Here is a 23,402-nt window from a genome sequence, read left to right on the forward strand (position 1 = left end):
CAATCGAACATCATCAGTAGCCCGACGCCTCCAGCCGCTCGGCGAGGAACCGGATGAACAGCCGCACCTTGGCCGGGACCATCCGGCGCGTCGGGTAGACCGCCCAGATCGCCAGCGGCTCTGGCTCGCCCTCCTCCAACCGCACCTCCGCGAGGAGCCCGCGCGCGACCTCCTCGGCCACGTCCCAGCGCGACAGGAGCGCGATCCCGAGGCCGCCGAGACAGGCCTGGTGCAGGCCCTCGATGGTGTTGGCGGTGAAGCGGCCCGCCACCCTCACGCTCGTCTGCTGCCCGGCCGGGCCGAGGGCCCAGTGGTCGGCGCCCGCCAGCGCCAGGCATTCATGGGCGGCGAGGTCGGCCGCCCTCGCGGGTGTGCCGGCGGCGGCAAGGTAGCCGGGCGTCGCGAACAGGCCGCGCGGGCTCGTCGCCAATCGGCGCGCCACCAGGCTCGACTCGCTCAGGGTCGCGATGCGGATCCCGAGGTCGAGCCCCTCCCCCACCAGGTCGACGACGCGGTCGGTGAGGACGAGGTCGACCCGGACCTCCGGCTGCGCCCGCATGAAGCCGACGAGGGCCGGGGCGACGACCTTGCGGCCGAAGGCTGTCGAGGCGGTCAGCCGCAGCCGCCCGGTCGCGCCGGCGTCGGCCGGACGCACGCTGGCGAGCGCCGCGTCGCGCTCCTCCAGCAGGGCCTGAGCGTGAGCGAGGAAGACCTGCCCCTCATCCGTGAGGGAGAGCGAGCGCGTCGTGCGGTGCAGGAGGCGCACCCCGAGCGCGCGCTCGAGACCCGACAGGCTGCGGGTCGCGGCCATAGGGGTGATGTGCAGGCGCCGCGCCGCCGCCGCGAGGCTGCCGGCGGAGACCGCCTCGGTCAGGACGGCGAGGGCGAGAAAGTCCAAAATAACGCGCCACGTTACAATCGCATATCACGAGACGCTACTACACCGTCCGACGTGACGAAATAGCTTGTCGGCGAACCGGCACGACGGATCGGCCGGCCGATGGAGAAGGACCATGTCCGCTCAAGCCGTGGCCGAGAGGCCGGCGACGACTCCCGACGCCCGCTGGCGCACCTTCGCGATGGCGATCGCGGTCGCCAACATCTACTACAACCAGCCGATGCTCGGCCTGATCGAGCAGGACCTGCCAGGGGAGGTCACCGGCCTCGTCCCGACGGCGACGCAAGCAGGCTACGCCGCGGGGCTGTTCCTGCTCGTGCCCCTCGGCGACGTCGTTGAGCGGCGGTCGCTGATCGCGATCCAGTTCGGCGGGCTTGCCGCAGCGCTCGTCCTCGCCGCGCTCGCCCCGACGGCGACCGCGCTCGTGCTGGCCTCCCTGGTCGTCGGGCTGTCGGCTACCGTTGCCCAGCAGATCGTCCCCCTGGCCGCCCACCTCGCCGCGCCCGAGCGGCGCGGCGCCACCGTCGGTACGATCCTGTCGGGCATCCTGACCGGGATCCTGCTCAGCCGGACCCTGGCAGGCTTCGTCGCCACTCATGCGGGCTGGCGGGCGATGTTCTGGCTCGGCGCGCCCCTGGCGGTCGTTGCCGGCGCCGCGATGATACTGGCCCTTCCCCGGCAGCGGCCCGAAGCGACGATGCGCTACGGCGCGCTCCTGCGCTCGCTCGCCGGTCTGTGGCGGAGCCACCCGGCCTTGCGGCGCGCGGCCGGGACGCAGGCGCTGGTCTTCTCCGCCTTCACGGTGTTCTGGACCGTGCTGGCCTTCCGGCTAAGGGAGCCGCCCTACGGCTACGGCGCCGACATCGCCGGGCTATTCGGCATCGTGGGCGCCGTCGGCGTCGTCGCGGCCCCGCTCTCCGGGCGCTTCGCCGACCGCTACGGCTCGCGGCCCGTCGTCCTCATCGGGGCGATCCTGACCCTGGCCTCCTGGATCGTGTTCGGCCTGTGGGCGGCGCTGCCCGCGCTCTTGGCCGGCATTGTTCTGCTCGATTTCGCGATGCAGTCGGCGCTGGTGGCCAACCAGCACATCGTGTTCGCCCTCGCGCCGGAGGCGCGCGCCCGGCTCAACACCGTGCTGATGGGCGCGATGTTCCTGGGCGGCGCCCTCGGCTCGGCCGCCGGCACCTCGGCCTGGCAGGCCGGAGGCTGGCAGGCGGTCGTCGCCCTCGGCCTCGCGCTGGGAGCCGCCGCAATTGCGCTCCAGGTGGCCGAGCGCGTCGGCCGGTGAGGCAGCGGCGGAAGCGCCCGGCCGCGCGCCCCGGTCCGGCGCGCGGCCGATCGGGTCCGAAAACGATTGATCGGTTGGATCGACGGATCCCTGTCTCGATACCGCCATCCCGTTTCCTCTGCCAGACGGATGTACGATCAGGCCGTTGACGGCGGCTCGCACGGATGTCTATCATTATCATACGATAAATAACGGGAGGTGCCGATGCCGTCGCGCCGGGAGATGGTCGGGGGCTTGGCCGGGCTGGCCGCGAGTGCAACGCCGCTGCGACGGCCGATGGCCGCCGAGGGCGCGTCGACGACGATCGTCGACGCGCACAACCACGTCATTCCTCAAGCGGTCGTCGATGGCTTCGCGGCCGATCCCGAGGCCTTCGGCGTCTCGGTCGAGCGACGCGACGGCGCGCCCTGGCTCGTCCACCGCGAGGGCTTCGCCTATCCGCTCTCCGCCGGCTTCACCGATCCCGAGGCGAAGGTGCGTGCCCTCGACCGGGCGGGGATCGACCGGGCGGTGGTCTCGCCGTCGCCGACGCTGTTCTTCTACGGGGCCGAGGCGGCCCGGAACGCCGCGTTCGTCCGCACCCTCAACGAGGCCGTGGCGACGTTCGTCCGCGCGGCGCCCGGACGCCTGCACGGCATGGGGGCGCTCCCGCTGCAATCGCCCGAGGCGTCGGTGGCGGAACTCGATCATCTCGTGAACGGGCTCGGGCTGCGTGCCGTGATGATCGGGACCCACGTCAACGGCGTCCAGCTCTCGGCCCCGCAAGTCCGGCCGGTGCTGCGCCGCGCCGCCGAGCTCGGCGTCTTCGTCCTCACGCATCCGATGTATTTCGGCCCGAAGCCCGGGCTCGAGCAGTATTACCTGACGAACCTGATCGGCAACCCTCTCGACACGACCGTCATGGCGGCGAACCTGATCTTCGGCGGCGTGCTCGAGGAGCTTCCCGCGCTCAGGATCGGCCTCTCGCACGGGGGCGGCTTCCTGCCCTACCAGATCGGCCGGCTCGTCCATGGCTGGAACGTGCGGCGCGAAACCCAGACGACGCAGGCCTCGCCCAAGGCGCTCCTGCGGCGGTTCTACTTCGACACCATCATGCACGATGCCGAGGCCCTCGGCTACCTCGTGCGCACCATGGGGGCCGACCGGGTCCTGCTCGGGTCCGACGTACCCTTCGACATGGCCGATGCCGGTCCTGTCGCGACGCTGAGGGCGGTGCGCGGCCTATCCCAGGACGACATCGCTCTCGTCGCCGGCCGGAACGCCCTGCGGATTGCCTGTGCCTGACGCGGCGGATCCTGGCCGCGACGCGGGCTGGCCTCCGGACGAAAGGCAACGATCGCGCCGCCCGAAGGGGCGGCGGCCGGATCCAGAGCATCGGCCCCGGTATGGCTTCGCGACCGCGCAAATGTCCAATCGGCCCGGCGATGCGACAAGCCCCGCCGCCCCGGGCCGTGCTCCGTTCCCCCGCCAGGAGGTGACGACCGTGCGAGAGAGACACGCCCGAACGAGACGCACCATCATGGGGATCGGGATCCTCGGCCTCGCCGCGGCCGGGGCGGCGCTCGCGCTCGCCTGGCGGCCCGCGATCGCGCCGGTCCCGCCGCCGGCGCCCGCCTCCTTCGACCCGGCGCTGGTGCGCCGCGGGGCCGACCTCGCCCTGATCGGCGATTGCCGCACCTGCCATACGACTTCGGGCGGGGCCGCCTTCGCCGGCGGCCTGCCCCTGCCGACGCCGTTCGGGACGCTGTACTCGACCAACATCACCCCGGATCCGGAAACCGGGATCGGGCGCTGGTCCGAGGCCGCCTTCGCCCGCGCCCTGCGCAAGGGGGTCGACCGCGAGGGGCGCCACCTCTACCCGGCCTTCCCCTACGACCATTACAGCGCGACGTCCGACGACGACGTGCGGGCCCTCTACGCGTTCTTCATGACTCGCTCGGCAGTCGCCGCGACGCCGCCGCCGAACGAACTCCCCTTCCCGCTCAACATCCGCCTGACGCTCGCCGGCTGGAAGCTGCTGTTCCTGCGTCCCCGGGACCTCGCGCCCGATCCGACGAAGGACGCGGTCTGGCATCGCGGCCGCTATCTGGTCGAGGGTCTCGGCCATTGCGGCGCCTGCCACTCGCCGCGCAACGTCCTGGGGGCCGAGGTCGTATCGCGCGCCTACGAGGGTGGCGAGGCCGAGGGCTGGCGGGCCTACGCGCTCGGCGCCGCCTCCCGCGCGCCGGTGCCGTGGGACGAGGCGGCGCTGACGCAGTACCTGCGCGAGGGCTTCCACCCGTTGCACGGCGTCGCCCGCGGGCCGATGGCGCCGGTGGTTGAGAACCTGGCCGAGGTGCCGCGGGAGGAGGTCGTGGCGATGGCGCGCTATCTCGCCTCCCTGGGCGCCGGCTCGGGCAAGGCCACGCCACCTCTCGCCTCCTCCTCCGGTCCGGGCCAGGCGCCGCAGTCGGCCGGAATGCAGGCCGCGATCGAAGGGGCCGGCACCGACCTCTACGCGGCCACCTGCGCGGCCTGCCATGAGGGCGGGCGGCCGCCGCCCTTCGGCGGGGTCTCGCTGGCGCTCTCGACCGCGATCTCCGGCGAGAGCCCGCGCAACCTGGTCAACGTGATCCTGGAGGGCCTGCCGGTGCGGGGCGGGACCGGCCAGCCGATCATGCCGGGCTTCGGCGCGGTGCTGACCGACGCCCAGGTGGCGAGCCTCGCGGCCGGCTTGCGCCGGCGCTTCGCCGGCGGCGCCCCCTGGCCCGATCTCGAACCCGCGATCCGCGAGGCCCGGGCCGCCCGCCGCCTCGCGGCGCGCCCGGCGGCGATGACGTTGGCAATGACGCGATGAGGCCGACCATGACGAGCATGATCCTCAACGGCGAGCGGCGCGCGGTGCGCGCGGCGCCGGACACCCCCCTCCTCTACGTGCTGCGCGAGGAGTTCGGGCTCAACGCCGCCAAGTACGGCTGCGGGCTCGGCCAGTGCGGCGCCTGCACGGTGGTGATCGACGGCGAGGCGGTCTTCTCCTGCGTCACGCCGGTCATGCTGGCCGAGAACCGCCAGGTCACGACGCTCGAAGGGCTTGGCACGGCGGAGGCGCCGGGCCCGCTGCAGCGCGCTTTCATCGACGCGCAGGCAGCCCAGTGCGGCTACTGCATCCCCGGCATGATGATGCGGGCCCAAGCCCTCCTCACGCGCGACCCGGATGCGTCCGACGCCGCGATCCGGGCCGAGCTTGAGCCGCATCTGTGCCGGTGCGGCACCCACATGCGCGTCCTGCGTGCCATCCGCCGGGCGGCAGACGCGATGCGGCCGCGCTCGACCGCGGAGGCCGGACGATGACCCTGTCACGACGCACGGTGCTCGCCGGCACCGGTGCCCTTGTGCTCGCGTTCTCCCTCGCGCCCGCGCGCGCGCAGACCGAGACCGGAAAGGGCGAGGGGCCGAGGAAGCGCGGCCTGCCCGGCAGCCTCGACGACACCCCGCGCCTCGATTCCTGGATCCGCGTCGGGCCCGACGGCGCGGTCACGGTCCTGACCGGCAAGGCCGAGCTCGGCCAGGGCTTGAAGACGGCGCTGCTCCAGATCGCCGCCGAGGAGCTGAAAGCTCCCCTCACCCGCCTATCGCTCGTGACCGCCGATACCGGCCGCACCGCCGACGAGGGCTACACGGCGGCGAGCCACTCGGTCCAGGATTCCGGGACCGCGATCCGCCACGCCGCCGCCCAGGTCCGGGCCCTGCTGATCGCCGAGGCGGCCGGGCGGCTCGGCGTCCCGGCGGAGCGGCTGCGGGCCGAGGACGGGGCGGTCCTCGGGCCCGGCGGCGCCCGGATCGGCTACGGCGACCTCGTAACCGACGCGCTCCTCACCGCGGAGGCGCAACCCGCCTCGTCCCTCACGCCCGCGGCCGAGTACGCGGTGATCGGGCGGCCGGTGCCCCGCATCGACATCCCCGCCAAGGTGACGGGCGGCGCGGCGTACATCCAAGACCTGCGCCCGCCAGGCCTGCTGCATGCCCGCGTCGTGCGGCCTCCGAGCTATGGCGCCATCCTGATCGAGGTCGATGCGACGGCGGTCGAGCGGCTCCCGGGCGTGGTGAAGGTCGTCCGCGACGGGACCTTCCTCGGCGTCGTCGCCGAGGGCGAGTGGACCGCGATCCAGGCGATGCGCCGGCTCGCCGCCTCCGCCCGCTGGCGTGAGATCGCGTCCCTGCCAGATGCCGCAGCCCTGCCGGACGCCCTGCGCGCGCTGCCGAGCCGCGACTCGACCATCCTGGAGCGGGGCGCCACGGGCGGCGCCGGTACAGTCGTCGAGGGGACCTTCACTCGCCCCTACCTCGCCCACGGTTCGATCGGCCCCTCCTGCGCCATCGCGGAGTGGCAGGACGGCGGCGTGACGGTCTGGAGCCACAGCCAGGGCATCTTCCCGCTGCGCCGGGCGCTCGCCGGTCTCCTGCACCTACCCGACGACAAGGTGCGGTGCATCCACGCCGAGGGGGCGGGCTGCTACGGCCAGAACGGCGCAGACGACGCGGCGGCCGATGCCGCGCTCCTGGCACGCGCGGTGCTGGGCCGCCCGGTCCGGGTGCAGTGGATGCGCGAGCAGGAGCATGCCTGGGAGCCGTTCGGGCCCGGGATGGTGGCGAGCGTGCGCGCCGCCGTCACGCCGGACGGGCGCGTCGCCGACTGGACGCACGAGGTCTGGAGCCCGTCGCACATGATGCGGCCAGGACCGCCCGGCGCGCTGCTCGCAGCCCGAGAGATCGCAGAGCCGTTCACGCCGGCCCCACCCGTGGCCCTCGCCCAGCCGGAGGGCGGCGGCGACCGCAACGCGATCCCGCTCTACGCCTTTCCGAACGCGAGGGTGGTGCACCACTTCCTGCCCGAGATGCCGCTGCGCGGCTCGTCGATGCGCTCGCTCGGCGGCTACCTCAACGTGATGGCCATCGAGAGCACGGTGGACGATCTCGCCCGCGCCGCCGGCTGGGACCCGGTCGCCTTCCGGCTCCGGCACCTGACGGATGCGCGCGCGAGCGCCGTCGTCGCGGCGGCGGCGCGAAGTTTCGGCTGGGAGGGGCGATCCGCGCGCGCCGGCGGAGGATTCGGCTTCGCCTTCGCCCGCTACAAGAACCTTGAGGCCTATTGCGCCGTCGCGGTCGAGGTCGCGGTGGACCGCGAGACCGGCCAGGTCTCGATCGAGCGGGTCGTCGCCGCGGTCGATACCGGCGAGGTCGTCAACCCCGACGGGGTCGCCAACCAGATCGAGGGCGGCATCCTCCAGGCCGCGAGTTGGACGCTGTTCGAGCGCGTCGCCTTCGACCGCACACGCGTGACCTCGGTCGATTGGTCGGCCTACCCGATCCTGCGCTTTAGCGCGGTGCCGCGCAGCGTCGAGGTCCACATCGTGACGCAGCCCGATCAGCCGTTCCTCGGCGTCGCCGAGGCGGCCCAGGGGCCGGCCGGCGCCGCGCTCGCCAACGCGATCCGGGACGCGACCGGCCAGCGCCTGCACGACCTGCCTCTCACGGCGGGCCGGATCAAGGCCGCCCTCGGCGCCTGACGAAAGGAGGGACAAGAGCGATGTCCGATTTGTTCGACCCCGTCCGCCTCGGCGGCCTCACGCTCGCGAACCGCATCGTCATGGCCCCGATGACGCGCTCGCGCGCCGACGCGCAGGGCGTCATCAACGCTTCGGCCGCGCGGTACTACGCCGCGCGGGCCGGCGCCGGATTGATCGTCTCTGAGGGCGTGAACGTCGAGCCGATGTCGAACGCCTTCGACCGCGCGCCGGGCCTGTGGACGCGCGCCCAGGTCGAGGGCTGGCGGCCGGTCGTTGAGGCGGTGCACAAGGAGGGCGGTCTCATCGTGGCGCAGCTCTGGCACGGCGGCCGGGCGAGCGCGCGGGGCCTGCTCGGTGGCCACGAGCCCCTGTCGCCGTCGGGCGTGAACGACGACCTCGGCGCGCTGCAGGTCTGGGGGCTACTCGCCAACGGCGCCTACGTGCGGATCGCGGCGACGCAATCCCGCGCCATGACGGCGCCCAAGATCGCCGCGACGGTCGAGGCCTACCGCGTCGCGGCCGCCCATGCCCGCGAGGCCGGCTTCGACGGCGTGGAGATCCACGGCGCCAACGGTTACCTGATCCCGCAATTCCTCTCGCCCACCACCAACCGGCGTACCGACGCGTATGGCGGCGACGCGCAAGGGCGCGCCCGCTTCCTGCGGGAGGTGATCGCGGCGGTGACGGACGCGGTGCCGCCGGATCGCGTCGGCCTCCGGCTCTCGCCTTTCGCCACCTACAACGACGTCCGCGACCCGGATCCCGCCGAGACCTACGGCCCGCTGGCGTCCTGGCTCGCCGGGGCCGGCCTCGCCTACCTGCACCTTGCGGACACCAACGCCTGGACCGGGGCCCCCGACTACGACCGGATGCTGGCGCTGTTTCGCCCGCTCTATCCGGGCCCGCTGATCGTCAATGGCGGCCTCACACCGGAGCGCGCGGCTGCGATCGTGGCGGAGGGCGAGACCGAAGCCGTCGCGTTCGGGCGCCCGTTCCTGGCCAATCCCGTCCTGCCCGCCCGCATCCGAACGGGTGGTCCCTACAATGCCCCGCGTTCGATCGGCGTCTATGGCGGCGACGAATCCGGCTACACCGACTATCCGACGCTTGCCGCCGTAGAGGCGACCCTGGCACGCTGACGCGATCCGGTGCGCCGATATCCCAGGGCTGCGGTCCACGTCCCGACACCCGATACGCATGGATAACTTCATCCCCGCCCCGACTTGGGAGAGATTTGTTTCCAGACCTGGCTGGACCTTCGACGGCCCATGGCAGCAGAAACCGAGACACGGCGCACGGAGTCACCCTCGCATCAGGCCGGCCCTTGGCAGGGCCTGCACGGTGTGCGCCTCGCCCGGCATTTCGGGATCCGGGCGACCTCCTCCCTCCCGGTCGGGCGAGGTCGCCTCGCACCGCTCGTCCTGACGCGGCTTCAGGGGCAAGTGACGCCCGACGCGGTTACGGCGCCGCTCAGGCCTGAGGCCGCCTTCAGCATCGTGATCCAGCTCCAGCCGCTGCAGCATCACGACCTCAGCGTCGCCGGCCGCGTCCGGCACGCGGGACTGGTCCCGGCCGGAGCGGTCAGTGCGCTGAACCTCGGCGACACGCCCCGCTCCGCCATGCGCGGCACCTTCGACGCGATGCAGCTCTACCTGCCGGACGCGGTCCTGCACGACATCGCCGCCAAGGAGGGCTTCGCCCGGCCCACAGGCCTGTCCTGGCCCCGCGACGGGGTCGACCCCGTCGCCCTCGGGCTGGCGCAGTTGCTCCTCCCGGCGATCGAGCGGCCGGACCCCGCGCGCGCCGCCTTCGTCGACCACCTCGTGCTGGCCTTCCTGAGCCACGCGGCCCACCTCTACGGGCAGGTACCCGCGCAGACGAACGTCCGGCGCGGCGGCCTCGCCCCCTGGCAGGAACGCCGCGCCAAGGAGATGATGCGGGCCCGGCTCGCGAGTCCGCTGACGATCACCGAGGTCAGCCGCGCGTGCGGGCTCTCCCCGAGCTACTTCGCCGCCGCCTTCCGGCGCAGCACCGGGCGCTCGCCGCACCAGTACCTGTCGGCCTTGCGGGTCGATGAGGCGCGCACGCTGATGACGACGACGGGGCTGCCGCTGGCCGACATCGCCCTCTCCTGCGGCTTTCACGACCAGAGCTACTTCACCCGGGTCTTCTCCCGCGCGGTCGGGACCAGCCCCGGACAGTGGCGGCGCCTGCACGCGCCGCATCCGCTCGTGCTCCCATCGGGGCAGCCGCACGACGAGGATGGGCTCCTCGGCGATCGGGGCGCGTCTTAGCGGGGCCGGCGGAACCCGGCCCACGAGGAGCCGCGGCGCGAGATCGAGACCATGCTGCCCCGCTCCCGGGCAAGGCGGCCGCGACGGCAGCGGGAACCTGCACAAGCCGCGTCGCGATCGTCCAATCCGCTCGCCCGCCCCGAAGCCTATCGTGCGTGCCGTCACCTGCGGGGAAGCAGGACGAGGGGAAGCAGGACATGCCGACGATCAAGACCAAGGACGGGACCGAAATCTACTACAAGGACTGGGGCACGGGCCAACCGATCCTGTTCAGCCACGGCTGGCCGCTCTCGGCCGACATGTGGGACGCCCAGATGCTGTTTTTCGCCGAGCGCGGCTACCGCACGGTGGCGTTCGACCGGCGTGGCTTCGGCCGGTCGGGCCAGCCATGGGACGGCTACGACTACGACACGATGGCGGACGACATCGGGGCGCTGATCGAGGCTCTGGACCTGCAGGATGTCGTGCTGGTCGGCTTCTCGATGGGCGGCGGCGACGTGACCCGCTATATCGCCCGGCATGGCTCGGGGCGGGTCGCCAAGCTCGCGCTCGTCAGCGCCATCACGCCGATCTTCGGCAAGACCGCTGACCACGATGGGCCGGACAAGTCCTTCTTCGATGCCCTGAAGGCCGGCATCGTCAAGGATCGGGCGCAGTTTCTCGACGACTTCAACCCGATCTTCTACGGCACCAACAAGGGCATGAGTGTCTCGCAAGGCGTCTTCAAGCAGACGCTGCAGATCGCCCTCATGGCCTCGATCAAGGCCACGGTCGACTGCGCCACGGCCTTCGCCGAAACCGACTTCCGGCCCGACATGCAGAAGATCGACATACCGACCCTGGTGGTCCACGGCGATGCCGATCAGGTCGTGCCATTCGAGTCGACGGGCAAGCTCGCAGCCGAGATGATCAGTGGCGCGACGCTCAAGGTCTACCCGGGCGCCCCCCACGCCACCGCGACGACCCACGCCGACCGCCTCAACGCCGACCTCCTGGCCTTCATCGAGGGGTGACGGCGCTGGCGCGGCTTGTCACGCGCCGGGATCTCTTATTCGGCGAGCCGGTAAACCTCCAGCGGCTCGCCGACGCCGCGCAGCGGGAAGCTCCCGAGGCACGCCAGCGCCGTCGGCGCGTCGAGGAGCGCCGCGAAGGCACCCGAGACCAGAACGTCGGCGTCGAGCGCCTTCGTCAGCCCCTCCAGCCGGGCGGCGACGTTGACGGCCGGGCCGATGACCGTGAAGTCGAGCCGGGTGCGCGAGCCGATGTTGCCGTACATCACCGCACCCGCATGGACCCCGATCCCGTAGCCGAGGGCGTCGAGGCCTTGGGCCCTGCGAGTCCCGTTGAGGCCGTGCATCGCCCGGCGGGCCTCGTCGGCGGCCCGCAGGGTCGCGCCGCCGGCATCGGGCCGGTCGAGGGGGAAGATCGCCAGGAGGCCGTCGCCCATGAACTTCAGGATCTCGCCGCCGTTGCGCTCCACCGGGCAGCACACCGCGTCGAAATAGTCGTTGAGGAGCGCGATCACGTCGTCGCGCGGCCACAGCTCGGAGATCCGGGTGAAGCCGCGCAGGTCGACCACCATGATTGCCGCCTCGACGGTGACGCCGCTGCCTCGCCGCGTCGCGCCGTTCAGGATCATCTCGCCTGCATGCGGCCCGACATAGGTGTCGAGGAGGAGGCGGGTCAGGCGGTTCCGGTGGCGCACCTCGGTGACGACGGCCAGCGCCGGCAGGAGGTCCGTCAGGAGGGTGATCTCGGCGTGCGTGAACCCGCCCGGCCGGTCGCTCGCGAAGGAGGCCACGTGCCGCCGGCCCAGCGTATAGCGCATCGGCCATGCGACGAGATCGGTCAGGCCCTCGACGGCCATCAGTCCGGCGACCTCCGGCTGCGCGCCCTCGCCCGTCTCGCCATGGCGGTGTCGCACCATCTCGGCACCGGCGAGGATCCGCGCCGCCGGGCTACCGCGAAATCCCTCCGTCCCGAACAGACCGTAATCGAGGTTGCGCGAGCGCGGCGTACGGCAGCCCTTCCGCCACAGGATCTCGATGCCGAGCCATTGCGGATGGTTGGTGCGCAAGTGCAGCGTGGCATGCGCCACCGCGACGCCGTTGCGGCGCAGCCGGTCGCAGAAGCCCGCGAAGACGTCGTCGAGGAAGCGCTCGTCCACCGTGTCGTGCAAGAGCCAGCGCAGCAGCGCGTCGCGCAGGCCGGGCCTGGGTTCCTCGCCTCTGTCGTGATGCTCGATCATGGCCTTCCCGGTTGGCCCGCCCGCCGGGGCGACGAGCGCGGCCGAAGGATCGGGCGGTGGGCCGCCTCAGGTCTTGTCGATTCTCGCGGTATTTAGTCGGTCCGGGGGGCTGCGCCCGGACCGCGCTTCCCCGTCGGACCAGTGGCGAGAGGAGACAATCCGCGCCTCGTCCGGCGATCGGCGACGACATTGATCCCATCCCGAAAGGGTTCCCCGCCGCGCACCGTTGGGACGCCGCGACAGCGCATTCGTCCAAGCCGCGCGCAAAGCCTCCAATCCGCGTGTCCCCAGCGGGACTAGAAACTGGGCATCGCCAACGCCCCGAGAGCGGTGGCGCGACAATCACCGTCCGCCAGGACGAGCGCAAGGAGCCCGACTCATGGCCATCAAAGCGACGCCGACGCCCGGAAAGCGCCTCGTCTCGCCGCACGATCACACGCTGATCATGATCGACTTCCAGTCGCAGATGTCTTTCGCGACGAAGTCGATCGACGCCGTGACCCTGCGCAACAACGTCGCCCTGGTCTCGCGCGCGGCCGCCGGGTTCGGCGTGTCGACGGTGCTGACGACGGTGGCCGAGAAGAGCTTCTCGGGACCGATGTTCGAGGAGATCACCTCGGCCTTCCCGGAGGAGAAGCTCCTCGACCGCACTTCGATGAACACCTGGGAGGATGCCGCCGTGGTGGCCCGGGTGTCGGAGATCGGCAAGGACCGCCTGGTTTTCGCCGGCCTGTGGACGTCGGTCTGCATCGTCGGCCCGACCCTCTCAGCTCTCGACCAGGGTTACGAGGTCTACGTCATCGCAGATGCGTGCGGCGACGTCTCGGACGAGGCGCACGAGCGTGCCATGCAGCGGATGATCCAGGCCGGCGTGCAGCCGATGACCTCGCTGCAATACATGCTTGAGCTGCAGCGCGACTGGGCCCGCACCGAGACCTACGAGATGACCACCGGCATCGCCAAGAAGTACAGCGGCGCCTATGGGCTCGGCATCATCTACGCCAAGTCGATGTTCGGCGCGTCCGAAGGCCACTGAGCCCAAGGCCATCGAATCAACCCGGCGCGCGCGATGCTGCCGTACCTCCTCTCCCTCGGCGCCGGCCTGGCGGTCGGCGTCGCCTACGGGGTGATCGGCGTGAAGTCGCCCGCACCGCCGATTATCGCCCTCGTCGGCCTCCTTGGCATCCTAGCCGGCGAGATGGCCGTCTCCTACTGGCGCGGCCACCCGGCCGTCCTGTCGAGCCTGCTCCACCGCAAGAGCTTCGCGGTCGAGCGGGAGGCTCCGAGACACCCGCCGGCCTGACTTAAGGCCGGCGGTTCCCCTCAACATCCGACCGAGGAGCTTCGATTGAGCGCTGTGGCTTACCCCGACCTCATCCTGCGCGGCGGCCTCGTCACCACGCTCGATCCGAGCAATCCTGTCGCCTCGGCGGTCGCGATGACGGACGGCGCCTTCACGGCGGTCGGGTTCGACCGCGAGGTCATGGCGCTCGCCGGCCCGCAGACGCGGGTGGTCGACCTCAAGGGCCGCCGGGTGCTGCCTGGCCTCATCGACAACCACCTGCACCTGATTCGCGGCGGGCTCAACTTCAACATGGAGCTGCGCTGGGACGGCGTGCGTTCGCTCGCCGACGCGATGGCGATGCTCAAGCGGCAGGTGGCGGTCACGCCGCCGCCGCAATGGGTACGGGTCGTCGGCGGCTTCACCGAGCACCAGTTCGCCGAGAAGCGCCTACCGACGCTCGAGGAACTGAACGCCGTCGCCCCCGACACGCCAGTCTTCCTGCTCCACCTCTACGACCGGGCGCTCCTGAACGGCGCAGCTTTGCGGGCCGTCGGCTACACCAAGGATACGCCCGAGCCGCCGGGTGGGTCGATCCTGCGCGATTCTGCCGGCAACCCGACCGGGCTCCTGCTCGCCAAGCCCAACGCCGCGATCCTCTACGCCACCCTCGCCAAGGGGCCGAAGCTCCCCTTCGAGTACCAGGTCAACTCGACCCGCCACTTCATGCGCGAGCTCAACCGGCTCGGCGTGACCGGCGCGATCGATGCCGGCGGCGGCTTCCAGAACTATCCGGAGGATTACCAGGTCGTCCAGACGCTCGCCGAGGCCGGCCAGCTCACCGTGCGTCTCGCCTACAACCTGTTCACCCAGAAGCCGAAGGCCGAGAAGGACGACTTCCTCGCCTGGACGAAGTCGTCCCGCTACAAGCAGGGCGACGACTACTTCCGCCACAACGGTGCCGGCGAGATGCTGGTCTTCTCGGCGGCCGATTTCGAGGATTTCCGCCAGCTCCGGCCCGACATGGCGCCCGAGATGGAGGGCGAGCTCGAGGGCGTGGTGCGGGTGCTGGCCGAGAACCGCTGGCCCTGGCGCCTGCACGCCACCTACGACGAGACGATCTCCCGCGCCCTCGACGTGTTCGAGCGCGTCAACCAGGACATCCCGCTCGAAGGCCTCAACTGGTTCTTCGACCACGCCGAGACGATCTCCGAGGCCTCGATCGACCGCATCGCCGCGCTCGGCGGCGGCATCGCGATCCAGCATCGGATGGCCTACCAGGGCGAATACTTCGTCGAGCGCTACGGCCACGGCGCCGCCGCCGCGACCCCGCCCGTGGCGCGGATGCTGGAGAAGGGCGTGCCGGTCTCGGCCGGCACCGACGCGACACGGGTGGCGTCCTACAATCCCTGGGTCGCGATCTCCTGGCTCGTCACTGGCCGCACCGTCGGCGGGATGCAGCTCACGCCCCGCCGCAACTGCCTCGACCGCGAGACGGCCTTGCGGATGTGGACCGAGAAGGTGACTTGGTTCTCGAACGAGGAGGGCAGGAAGGGCCGCATCCAGGTGGGCCAGCTCGCCGACCTGATCGTGCCGGACCGCGACGTGATGGCCTGCGCCGAGGCCGACATCGCCGACACGGTGAGCGACCTGACGGTGGTGGGCGGCAAGGTGGTGTACGCGGCGGGCCTATTCGCCGCGCTCGACGAGACCCCGCCCCCGCCGGCAATGCCGGACTGGTCGCCAGTGCGCACCTTCAAGGGCTATGGCGCCTGGGGCGAGCGCCCGGTCCGGGCGGAGGCGGTGGTAGCAAGGGAAGCGAGCGCGTCCTGCGGCTGTGCGATGTCCTGCGGGCTGCACGGGCACGCCCACGCCACTGCCTGGTCGTCGCAGGCGCCGGTCTCGGACCTGAAGAGCTTCTGGGGCGCGCTGGGCTGCGCCTGCTGGGCGGTGTGAGGACCAGCACCATCATCCTCCCCCCCCCCCCGCAGACGGGAGGGTTCAGGACGCCCCTCACAACTCGCAACAATACTTTTTACGGCCAACCGCTTGGAGCCCCAGATGACGCGTACCTTCGCCGCCTTCCTCCTGGCGGCCGCTCTCCTTGCCGGACAGGCAGAAGCCCGGGACGCCGCGCACGAGCACAAGGTTGCCGTCGCCCCGCAATACGACACCACCCACGTCTACGTCGCCCCCGAGGACGTCGACCGCTTCGTCGCGAGCTTCACGGCCACCTTTGGCGGAGCCAGCACCAAGCAGGTCGTCGCGACCGTCACGCCGACGCCGTCGAGCACCACCTCGCAGCTGATCCAGACCCCGGTCGGCACCGTCTCCCTGTTCGGCTTCAAGACGCCGATCCCCTACCCCTTCGGAGCCGAGCGCACCGGCTACCTCGTCACCGACATGGATGCGGCGGTGGCGGCCGCCCGCGCCGCCGGGGCCGCGGTGATCGTCCAGACCTTCCCGGACCCGATCGGCCGCGACGCCGTCATCCAGTGGCCTGGCGGCGTCAACATGCAGCTCTACTGGCACACAACGAAGCCCGACTACGCGCCCTTCGCGACGGTGCCGGAGAACCGCGTCTACATCTCGCCCGACAACGTCGAGGCTTTCGTCGAGGGATTTTGCCGCTTCTCGCAAGGCCGCATTGTTTCGGACGAGCTTAAGGCCCCCGGCGTCGAGATCGGCCGGCCGGGCGACACCTACCGGCGCCTGCGCCTGACCTCGGGGTTCGGCCGCCTGACCGTGCTGGTGACCGACGGCCACCTGCCCTACCCCTACGGTCACGAGACGACCGGCTACGAGGTCGCCGACCTCGCTGACACCCTCACTAAGGCGCAGGCCTCCGGCGCGAGCGTGCTGGTCGCGCCTTACTCCGCCGGCGACCGGAATGCCGCGATGGTGCGTTTCCCCGGCGGCTACGTCGCAGAGATCCACGCATCCGGCGCAGCGGCGCAGTGAGCGGCACACGGCCGGGCGTGGTCGTCGCGCTCTGCGTACTCCTCGGCGCGGGCGCGCGCGCGGAGGATGCGACGTCCGACGCGGTCACCCGTCCGGCGACGAAGACGAACCGCTGGGCCGAGGACTGGTCGGGGCTCGCCGACCCGGCCAAGCGCACCCAGCCTTTCGACGACCTGAAATACATCCCGCTCTTCGCGGCCGACCCGAAGAGCTACCTGTCGCTCGGCCTGACCTTGCGCGAGCGGTTCGAGAGCAACCGCACGCCCGCCTTTGGCATCGGTGGGCCGCGGGGCGATGCCTACCTGCTCCAGCGCCTGCAGATCCACCTCGACGCGCGCCTGAACGAGAGCTGGCAGATCTTCGCGCAGATCGAGGACGTGCGGGCACCCGGCAAACGCGTCATCACCTCGGTCGACGAGAACATCCTCGACCTGCGCCTCGCCTTCCTGTCCTATAGCCGGACCGCTGAGGCCGGAACCTTCAAGGCGCGGGTCGGCCGACAGGACTTCGCCTTCGACCTGCAGCGCTTCGTGTCCTCGCGCGACGGACCGAACGTGCGCCAGTCCTTCGACGCATTCTGGGCCGACTGGGAAGCCGGGCCGTGGCGGGTGCTCGGCTTCGTCAGCCAGCCGGTGCAGTACCGGTTCAATGAACCCTTCGACGACATCTCCACCCGGGCCTTCGCTTTCAGCACCCTGCGGGTCGAGCGCAAGGTCTTCGGCGATCAGGAACTCTCGGCTTATTGGGGACTCTACCAGCGCGACGGCGCCCGCTTCCTCGACGCCACCGGCAACGAGTCGCGCCACGTCCTCGACATCCGCTATGCGGGCAGCGCGGGCGGGTTCGACTGGGATCTCGAAGCGATGGGCCAGTTCGGCCGCGTCGGCCGCAACGACATCGCTGCCTGGGCCGTTGGCAGCCGCGTCGGCTACACGCTCGCGGATCTCCCCTGGCAGCCGCGCCTCGGCCTCCAGGGCGACGCCGCGTCGGGCGACCGCCGCCGCGGCGACGGCGTCCTCGGCACCTTCAACCCGCTCTTCCCGAACGGCTACTACTTCACGCTGGCGGGTTACACGAGCTACGCCAATCTCCTCCACCTCAAGCCGTCGCTGACCGTGCACCCGGCCGCCGACCTCGCGGTCAGCGCGGCTCTGGGACTGCAATGGCGCCAGACCACGTCCGACGCGATCTACGTCCAGCCGAGCAACCCAGTGCCGGGCACGGCCGGGCACGGGCATCTGTGGAGCGGCGTCTATGGCCAGCTGCGGGCGGATTACGTCTTCGCTCCCGGTCTCACCGGTGCGGTCGAGGCGATCCGCTTCTCCGCCGGCGAGACGATCCGCCGGGCTGGAGGCAAGGACGGCACCTATCTCGGCGTCGAGCTTCGCTACGCCTGGTGAGCCGCCCCAACACTTGAACGGATCACGCCCTCATGCGTCCTTCTCTTGCCCATGTCTTGAGCTTTGTCGGCGGCTACGTCGACACGCTCGGCTTCCTCGCCCTGCAGGGCCTGTTCACCGCCCACGTCACCGGCAACTTCGTGACCTTCGGCGCCGCGATGGTGCACGGCGCCACCGGTGCTTGGGCGAAGCTCTTGGTACTGCCGGTCTTCTGCGTTGCAGTTCTCCTGACTCGATTGGCGAGCCGCCGCCTGGACGAGACGGGCCGGCCGGCCCTGCGTGTGCTGCTCGCCGCCCAATGCGTCTGCCTGTTCCTCGGAGCGGTCCTCGCTGTGGCTCTCGGACCCTTCGCCGATGCCGACCGTCCGGCAGCGCTCCTTACCGGCATGGTGCTGGTTACCGCGATGGCGGTCCAGAACGCTGCGCACCGGGCGCATCTGCCTGAGGCGCCGCCCTCGACCCTGATGACCGGGACGACGACGCAGATCATGATCGACCTCGCCGATCTCCTGCGCGGCGTGCCCGCCGAGCACGCGGGCCGGCGCCGGATCGCTCGAATGAGCGCCGCCGTCGCGGCCTTCGCGCTCGGCTGCGGGCTTGCGGCTCTGCTCTACTACCTCGTGGGGCTCGCGGCTCTCGCCCTCGCCCCTGCGCTGATCCTCGTCGCCGCTACGGATCCCGCTTCAGCAAAGGCTACGTGATCCAGCGCCTGCGATACGTCTAAAACACCGGGCAATTCTGAAAGACCGCAGCCTGCGCCGTGCCATGCTGGCTGCACGCTGCGAAATATAAAGAAGGACGGAGCATGCCGTTGATCACGCATCATACCATCCGGGCGAACGGTATCCGGCAGCACTACCTCGAGGCCGGGTCGGGTCCGCCCGTCGTGCTGCTGCACGGCTTCCCGGAAACGAGCTACGCCTGGCGCTACCAGATCCCGCCGCTCAGCCGACACTACCGCGTCATCGCACCAGATCTACGGGGCTACGGCGAGACCGACAAGCCGGCGAGTGGGTACGACAAGCGTACGATGGCTCAGGACCTTGTCGCCCTCCTCGACGCTCTCGGGATCGACAGAATCGCCCTCGTTGGGCATGACCGTGGTGCCCGCGTCGCCACGCGATTCGCCAAGGACCATCCTGGTCGCCTCGACCGCCTGGTCGTGATGGACAACGTGCCGACCCGAATCGTGGCGCGCAGCATGAACGCCCAGATCGCCCGTGCCTACTGGTTCTTCCTGTTCCACCTCGTGCCCGACCTGCCGGAGGCACTGATCGCGGGCCGCGAGGACATTTGGCTGCGCCACTTCTTCTCGGACTGGTGCTTCAACCCGCATGCCATCTCAGGCGCCGACTTCGATGCTTACGTCGCCGCCTACAAGGCGCCCGGGGCCGTGCGCGGCGCAATGGCGGATTACCGCGCAAACCAGGAGGACACGGCGCAAGATCTCGTCGACGCCGACGTGAAGATCTCCTGCCCGGTGCTGTCGCTGTGGGGCGCCGACTTCGGCGCCGTCGGCAAGACCTTCGACATGGCGGCCGTGTGGGCCGAGATGGCGAGCGACCTGCGCACCGCGGCGATCCCGCGCTGCGGCCACCTTCCCCACGAAGAGCAGCCCCAGGAAGTTAACCGACTACTCCTCGACTTCCTGGCTGACTGGAAGACATGATCTCGCTCGCTTCGCTGCATGAAGAGGGCAAGGCTGTGCGATGAGAACGTGGTCACAGCACCTTTCAGCGCAAGGTGTTTAGGCGTTAGTATGGCAAAGATAAATCCCTACAGGAAAGACACGGAATGCCTTCGAACAACTGACCGCAAGGATGGCCGAGAGACGTAGCCGACATGCCCGAAACCGCTGTCGTAGCCACGGCTCTTGGGGCCGCTTCTGTCCGCCAAGTGGACATCCGAATTGATATGTCGCAGGGTCCGGAAGGGGTCAGCAGTTCGCATGCTGTCCATAAACAGGGCTAGGCGATGACTTCCAGAGGCCTCCGCTACTCTGCGCCGCCCGGCTCCGACAGCTTCCTGTGCCGCTCCGCCTTCATGGCGTCAGGCAGAATGCGGTTCAGTACCGCGGCCTCGAAGTGGGTCGCAATGCTGCCGGCCACGACCTTCTCCCGGCCCGCCATCATCGCGTCGTAGCCGGCCTTCGCCACATCGGCCGGGTCGCTCTTCGGACCCGCCCCGATGCTGGTGTCGTCCATGCCGGCGTGATGGAAGAAGTTGGTCTCGGTCTGGCCAGGCAGGAGAGCCGTCACGGTGACGCCGGTGTCGCGCAGCTCGTTACGAATGGCTTCGGCGAACGAGAGAACGAAGGCCTTGGAGGCGCCGTAGACGGCCTCGAACGGCACCGGTGTGGTGCCGGAGATCGAGGACGTGAACAGGACCTGCCCGCGGCCCCGGGCGACCATGCCGGGTACAACGAGCTTGGCAAGGTGAACGGTCTCGACGACGTTGATCTGCATAAGGTTCAGCTCGTCCTCCCAGCGGTTTTCGACGAAGGGTCCGCCGAGGCCGACACCTGCGTTGATGGCGATAGCCTCAAGTGGTCGCTCAGCGGCTTGGATCGCCGCACAGAGCGTCTCGACGCCCTTCGGCTTCGACAGGTCGGCTCGACAGACCTCGACCGACGTCCCTGCCTCGCGCATCCGGCAGGCCACCGCTTCGAGGTGCTCGCTGCGGGCGGCAATCAGAAGGTCGTAGCGATCGGCTGCAAACAGCTTCGCCAGCTCCAGCCCGATGCCACTGGAGGCGCCCGTCACCACCGCCAGCCCCTTGCGCTCTCGCACTGCCATCGTCGGTTCGGTCTCCGATTGCCCTTGCGGGTGCGGAGGCGCAACGCTCCGGTGATCGAGATGATCCCGCGTTAATCCGTCGTGCACTGGTGGCACGGTCCGTAGGGCTGCGTTGCGCCAGGGGCCGACCTTGGTCAGGAGGCGCCGAACCGCCGATCCCGACCCGTTGCGGTCCCCGGGAAGGTCCGCTTCCAGGCTGTTGACGCGGCAGAGGTCGACGACTGCGTTGTGTGGATGTCCGCTGATCCGCTTTCGATCGACAGCACGCAAGAGCGGACATCGCGCTGCGCCTGCTTCCTACTGTCGACCGAAGACCACGGGCGGTCTGCTGCGGCCTCAGCGGATATTGCCTTCAGCTTCCAACGGCGGGGGCACACCTTGAGAGGCTGGATATTGAGTAGGGCGGCTCAGGGGGAGCGCTGTCTGATTAGTGGGTCCGCGAGGTAGGGTCCGGTGCCACTGCGAGCGCCTGCGCGACGTGGCGGAGCTTGTCGGGATTGCGGGTGATGTAGATCGCGGTGATCCGGCCGTCCTCGATGGCGAGTGCAGTTGTTTGGAGAACGTCGCCGCGTTCGCGGCTGATATAGCCGGGCAAGCCGTCGATCCAGACCAGTTCGAGCATCTGCGCCCAGCCCTGACCCCATTTGCGCCGCACACCCTCGAACATCCGCAGGAGGCGGTCCAATCCGGTAATGGGGTTGATGAAGGCCAAAACCTTGCCGCCGCCATCGGAGCGCAGCACCGCATTCTCGGCGAGAAGAGTACGCAGCGCTGCGGTATCGCCGCTGGTGCTTGCCGCGAAGAAGGCTCGTGCGATCCGCTCGCCCTCTTCGCGCTTTACGGGGAAGCGCGGACGCGCAGCCTCCACGTTCCGCCGTGCCCGGACGGCGAGTTGGCGCACAGCCGCCGCCTCCCGATCGAGCGCATCCGCCACCTCGCCGAGCGGCACGCCGAAGACGTCGTGGAGGAGAAATGCCGCCCTTTCGAGCGGCGACAGGCGCTCCAGCGCCATCATCAGCGTCAGCGTCAGATCATCTTTGTCCAGCCCATCTTCCTCGTTCTCGACGAGCGGCTCGGGCAGCCAAGCGCCGACGTAAGTCTCCCGGCGGGCGCGGGCCGACTTCATCTCGTCGAGGCAGAGGCGCGTAACGATGCGCGCGAGGAAGGGATAGGAAGCAGCGACCTTCGTCTGGTCCACCGCCACCCAGCGCAGCCACGCATTCTGCACGACGTCCTCCGCTTCGCTGTGCGAGCCAAGCATGCGGTAGGCGATGCGCAACAGCCGCGCGCGATGGGACTCGAAGGTCGCCGTGGCAATTTCGGCTGGCGACATGGGCCGTTCCTCGTAAACGAAGCCGGTTGAGCGAATGTGGACGACCATCGGCTATCCTTGCCGCCTTGAACAGCTGAGTTCCCGCGCCGCCGCCGCTGTTAGTGCCGGTCCGGCGTCGTCAACACCCGGTCGGCCGTGTCCACGACGAAGACGGCGAGGAGCTTGGAGGGCTCGACGTCGCTGGCATTAGCGCTGACACCGTGGTGATCACCGGGCATTTCGACAAAGCTCTCGCCGACGCGGAAGACTTTCTCCGGGCCGTCGTTGACCCGGCTGCGCACCGCGCCCTCGATCACAGTTGCCGTGATGAAGGCAGATGCGGCGTGGGTGTGGGACGGTGAGGATCCGCCCGGACCGTACTCGACGAGGACACCACGCAGGCTCTTGCCGGGAACCGAAGGTAGTGGATGGTCGAAGATCGTCGTGACGCGGGCCTCGCCCCTCGCAACATCGGCCGCCATCGCAGGAACTGTGGAGACGGCAACGAGGGCGCCCAGCAGAAATGCTCTGAACATGGAAGGGGTCTTTCTTCGTGGATGGAGAGAAGCGCAGCGGTTCAGGCAGCAGCGAGCCAGCTCTCGAACCGCGTCGGCCCGAGCCGCGCCGCTTCCTCATGCTCGGGAACGAGAGAACCCTTGTCGAGCGCGGCGCCGAAGTAGCGCGCTGCCCTGTCGGCTAGGACCTCCCGACGGTCGCCGGTGGACGCGATCGAGTGGGCGACGAAGTCACGGAACGGCAGGCGGTCCGGCCCCGCAATCTCGATCGTCGCGTTGCGGGGAGGAGCAAGCGCGACATCGGCGAGCGCTGCGGCTACATCGGCGGCGGCGATCGGCTGGAAGTCGGCATCGGGAACAACGATGCGGTCGCCTGCGACGGAAGCCTGGGCAATCGTCGCGACGAACTCGAAGAATTGCGTCGCCCGGACGATGGTGTAGGGAAGGCCACAGGCCGCGATCAATCGCTCCTGTGCGACCTTCGCGAGGAAGTATCCGTTCCCCTCCAGGCGGTCCGTGCCGACGATGGATAGGGCGACGTGATGTTTCACACCCGCCTCGCGCTCTGCGGCGAGGAGGTTGCGGCCAGAGCGCTCGAAGAAGTCGAGCACCGCGGCGTCCTCGAAGGACGGAGAGTTCGACACGTCGACGACGACGTCGGCTCCGGCAAGAACCCCGGCCAAGCCCTCGCCCGTCAGCGCATTCACCCCGCTGCTCGGCGAGGCCGCAATGGCCTCATGTCCTTGCCGCGACAGCTCGGCCGACAGATGCCTGCCGATGAGGCCGCTTCCGCCAATCACCACGATCTTCATGATACCGATCTCCTTGCTCGAGAACGGACGGCGCGGCTCCTTGCCGCTTTC

Annotated in this window: 21 protein-coding genes; 15 read left to right on the top strand and 6 right to left on the bottom strand. The window is 70.1% G+C overall.

Annotated elements, in window-relative coordinates:
- Positions 1-13: 13 nt before the first annotated feature.
- Positions 14-898: a LysR family transcriptional regulator gene (locus BM430_RS20945; protein WP_093569187.1), complete on the bottom strand. Its 885-nt coding sequence runs from the start codon at positions 896-898 to the stop codon at positions 14-16.
- A gap of 115 nt (positions 899-1,013) precedes the next feature.
- Here BM430_RS20945 and BM430_RS20950 point away from each other — a divergent pair, with 115 nt between their 5' ends.
- From BM430_RS20950 to BM430_RS20985, 8 genes are all read left to right on the top strand, one after another.
- Positions 1,014-2,186, top strand: a complete 1,173-nt coding sequence (locus tag BM430_RS20950) for an MFS transporter (protein ID WP_093569188.1) — start codon at positions 1,014-1,016, stop codon at positions 2,184-2,186.
- 204 nt (positions 2,187-2,390) lie between these two features.
- Entirely contained in the window at positions 2,391-3,470 is a 1,080-nt protein-coding gene (locus BM430_RS20955) for an amidohydrolase family protein (RefSeq protein WP_244539590.1), read from the top strand.
- 235 nt (positions 3,471-3,705) lie between these two features.
- Positions 3,706-5,022, top strand: coding sequence for a c-type cytochrome (locus BM430_RS20960; protein WP_093569189.1), 1,317 nt, complete (start codon positions 3,706-3,708; stop codon positions 5,020-5,022).
- Positions 5,023-5,030: 8 nt separating this feature from the next.
- Complete coding sequence (locus BM430_RS20965) at positions 5,031-5,516, top strand: (2Fe-2S)-binding protein (protein ID WP_093569190.1); 486 nt, start codon at positions 5,031-5,033, stop codon at positions 5,514-5,516.
- The gene (locus tag BM430_RS20970; RefSeq protein ID WP_093569191.1) at positions 5,513-7,732 is read left to right on the top strand and encodes a xanthine dehydrogenase family protein molybdopterin-binding subunit; all 2,220 of its coding nucleotides are present in this window, start codon (positions 5,513-5,515) and stop codon (positions 7,730-7,732) included. Before BM430_RS20965 ends, BM430_RS20970 begins: the two co-directional genes overlap by 4 nt.
- 20 nt (positions 7,733-7,752) lie before the next feature.
- A complete protein-coding gene (locus tag BM430_RS20975) occupies positions 7,753-8,871 on the top strand; it encodes an alkene reductase (protein ID WP_093569192.1) in 1,119 nt (372 codons plus the stop codon).
- A 303-nt stretch (positions 8,872-9,174) separates the two neighbouring features.
- Positions 9,175-10,026 (top strand): helix-turn-helix transcriptional regulator, encoded by an 852-nt coding sequence (locus BM430_RS20980; RefSeq protein ID WP_244539591.1) that lies wholly within the window; start codon positions 9,175-9,177, stop codon positions 10,024-10,026.
- Between the two features lie 197 nt (positions 10,027-10,223).
- Positions 10,224-11,039 carry an alpha/beta fold hydrolase gene (locus BM430_RS20985; RefSeq protein ID WP_093569194.1) on the top strand — a complete coding sequence of 272 codons (816 nt, stop codon included), beginning with the start codon at positions 10,224-10,226 and terminating at the stop codon, positions 11,037-11,039.
- Between the two features lie 35 nt (positions 11,040-11,074).
- Here the strand turns inward: BM430_RS20985 and BM430_RS20990 are convergent, their stop codons facing one another.
- The gene (locus BM430_RS20990) at positions 11,075-12,274 is read right to left on the bottom strand and encodes an adenylate/guanylate cyclase domain-containing protein (protein ID WP_093569195.1); all 1,200 of its coding nucleotides are present in this window, start codon (positions 12,272-12,274) and stop codon (positions 11,075-11,077) included.
- Positions 12,275-12,659: 385 nt separating this feature from the next.
- On the opposite strand from BM430_RS20990, the gene BM430_RS20995 reads away from it, so the two are divergent.
- The 7 genes from BM430_RS20995 to BM430_RS21025 all read left to right on the top strand — a co-directional run bounded on the left by BM430_RS20995 (position 12,660) and on the right by BM430_RS21025 (position 19,586).
- Positions 12,660-13,310 (top strand): hydrolase, encoded by a 651-nt coding sequence (locus BM430_RS20995; protein WP_210188452.1) that lies wholly within the window; start codon positions 12,660-12,662, stop codon positions 13,308-13,310.
- 33 nt (positions 13,311-13,343) lie between these two features.
- Positions 13,344-13,577, top strand: coding sequence for a DUF1427 family protein (locus BM430_RS21000; protein ID WP_093569197.1), 234 nt, complete (start codon positions 13,344-13,346; stop codon positions 13,575-13,577).
- A gap of 45 nt (positions 13,578-13,622) precedes the next feature.
- Entirely contained in the window at positions 13,623-15,512 is a 1,890-nt protein-coding gene (locus BM430_RS21005) for an amidohydrolase (RefSeq protein ID WP_177303123.1), read from the top strand.
- Positions 15,513-15,617: 105 nt separating this feature from the next.
- Entirely contained in the window at positions 15,618-16,517 is a 900-nt protein-coding gene (locus BM430_RS21010) for a glyoxalase (RefSeq protein ID WP_093569199.1), read from the top strand.
- The gene (locus BM430_RS21015) at positions 16,514-17,917 is read left to right on the top strand and encodes an alginate export family protein (protein ID WP_177303124.1); all 1,404 of its coding nucleotides are present in this window, start codon (positions 16,514-16,516) and stop codon (positions 17,915-17,917) included. Before BM430_RS21010 ends, BM430_RS21015 begins: the two co-directional genes overlap by 4 nt.
- A 32-nt stretch (positions 17,918-17,949) precedes the next feature.
- Positions 17,950-18,618, top strand: a complete 669-nt coding sequence (locus BM430_RS21020; RefSeq protein WP_093569201.1) for a YoaK family protein — start codon at positions 17,950-17,952, stop codon at positions 18,616-18,618.
- Positions 18,619-18,728: 110 nt separating this feature from the next.
- Positions 18,729-19,586 (top strand): alpha/beta fold hydrolase, encoded by an 858-nt coding sequence (locus tag BM430_RS21025; RefSeq protein WP_244539592.1) that lies wholly within the window; start codon positions 18,729-18,731, stop codon positions 19,584-19,586.
- A 325-nt stretch (positions 19,587-19,911) separates the two neighbouring features.
- Here BM430_RS21025 and BM430_RS21030 read toward each other — a convergent pair whose 3' ends face one another.
- The 4 genes from BM430_RS21030 to BM430_RS21045 form a co-directional block, all read right to left on the bottom strand.
- Positions 19,912-20,712, bottom strand: a complete 801-nt coding sequence (locus BM430_RS21030) for an SDR family NAD(P)-dependent oxidoreductase (protein WP_093569203.1) — start codon at positions 20,710-20,712, stop codon at positions 19,912-19,914.
- A gap of 427 nt (positions 20,713-21,139) precedes the next feature.
- Entirely contained in the window at positions 21,140-22,045 is a 906-nt protein-coding gene (locus tag BM430_RS21035) for a sigma-70 family RNA polymerase sigma factor (RefSeq protein ID WP_177303129.1), read from the bottom strand.
- Positions 22,046-22,143: 98 nt separating this feature from the next.
- Positions 22,144-22,560, bottom strand: a complete 417-nt coding sequence (locus BM430_RS21040) for a cupin domain-containing protein (protein WP_093569205.1) — start codon at positions 22,558-22,560, stop codon at positions 22,144-22,146.
- Between the two features lie 41 nt (positions 22,561-22,601).
- Positions 22,602-23,351 carry an SDR family oxidoreductase gene (locus BM430_RS21045; RefSeq protein ID WP_093569206.1) on the bottom strand — a complete coding sequence of 250 codons (750 nt, stop codon included), beginning with the start codon at positions 23,349-23,351 and terminating at the stop codon, positions 22,602-22,604.
- Positions 23,352-23,402 lie beyond the last annotated feature (51 nt).

Source organism: Methylobacterium sp. 174MFSha1.1 (assembly GCF_900116815.1).
Lineage (GTDB): Bacteria > Pseudomonadota > Alphaproteobacteria > Rhizobiales > Beijerinckiaceae > Methylobacterium.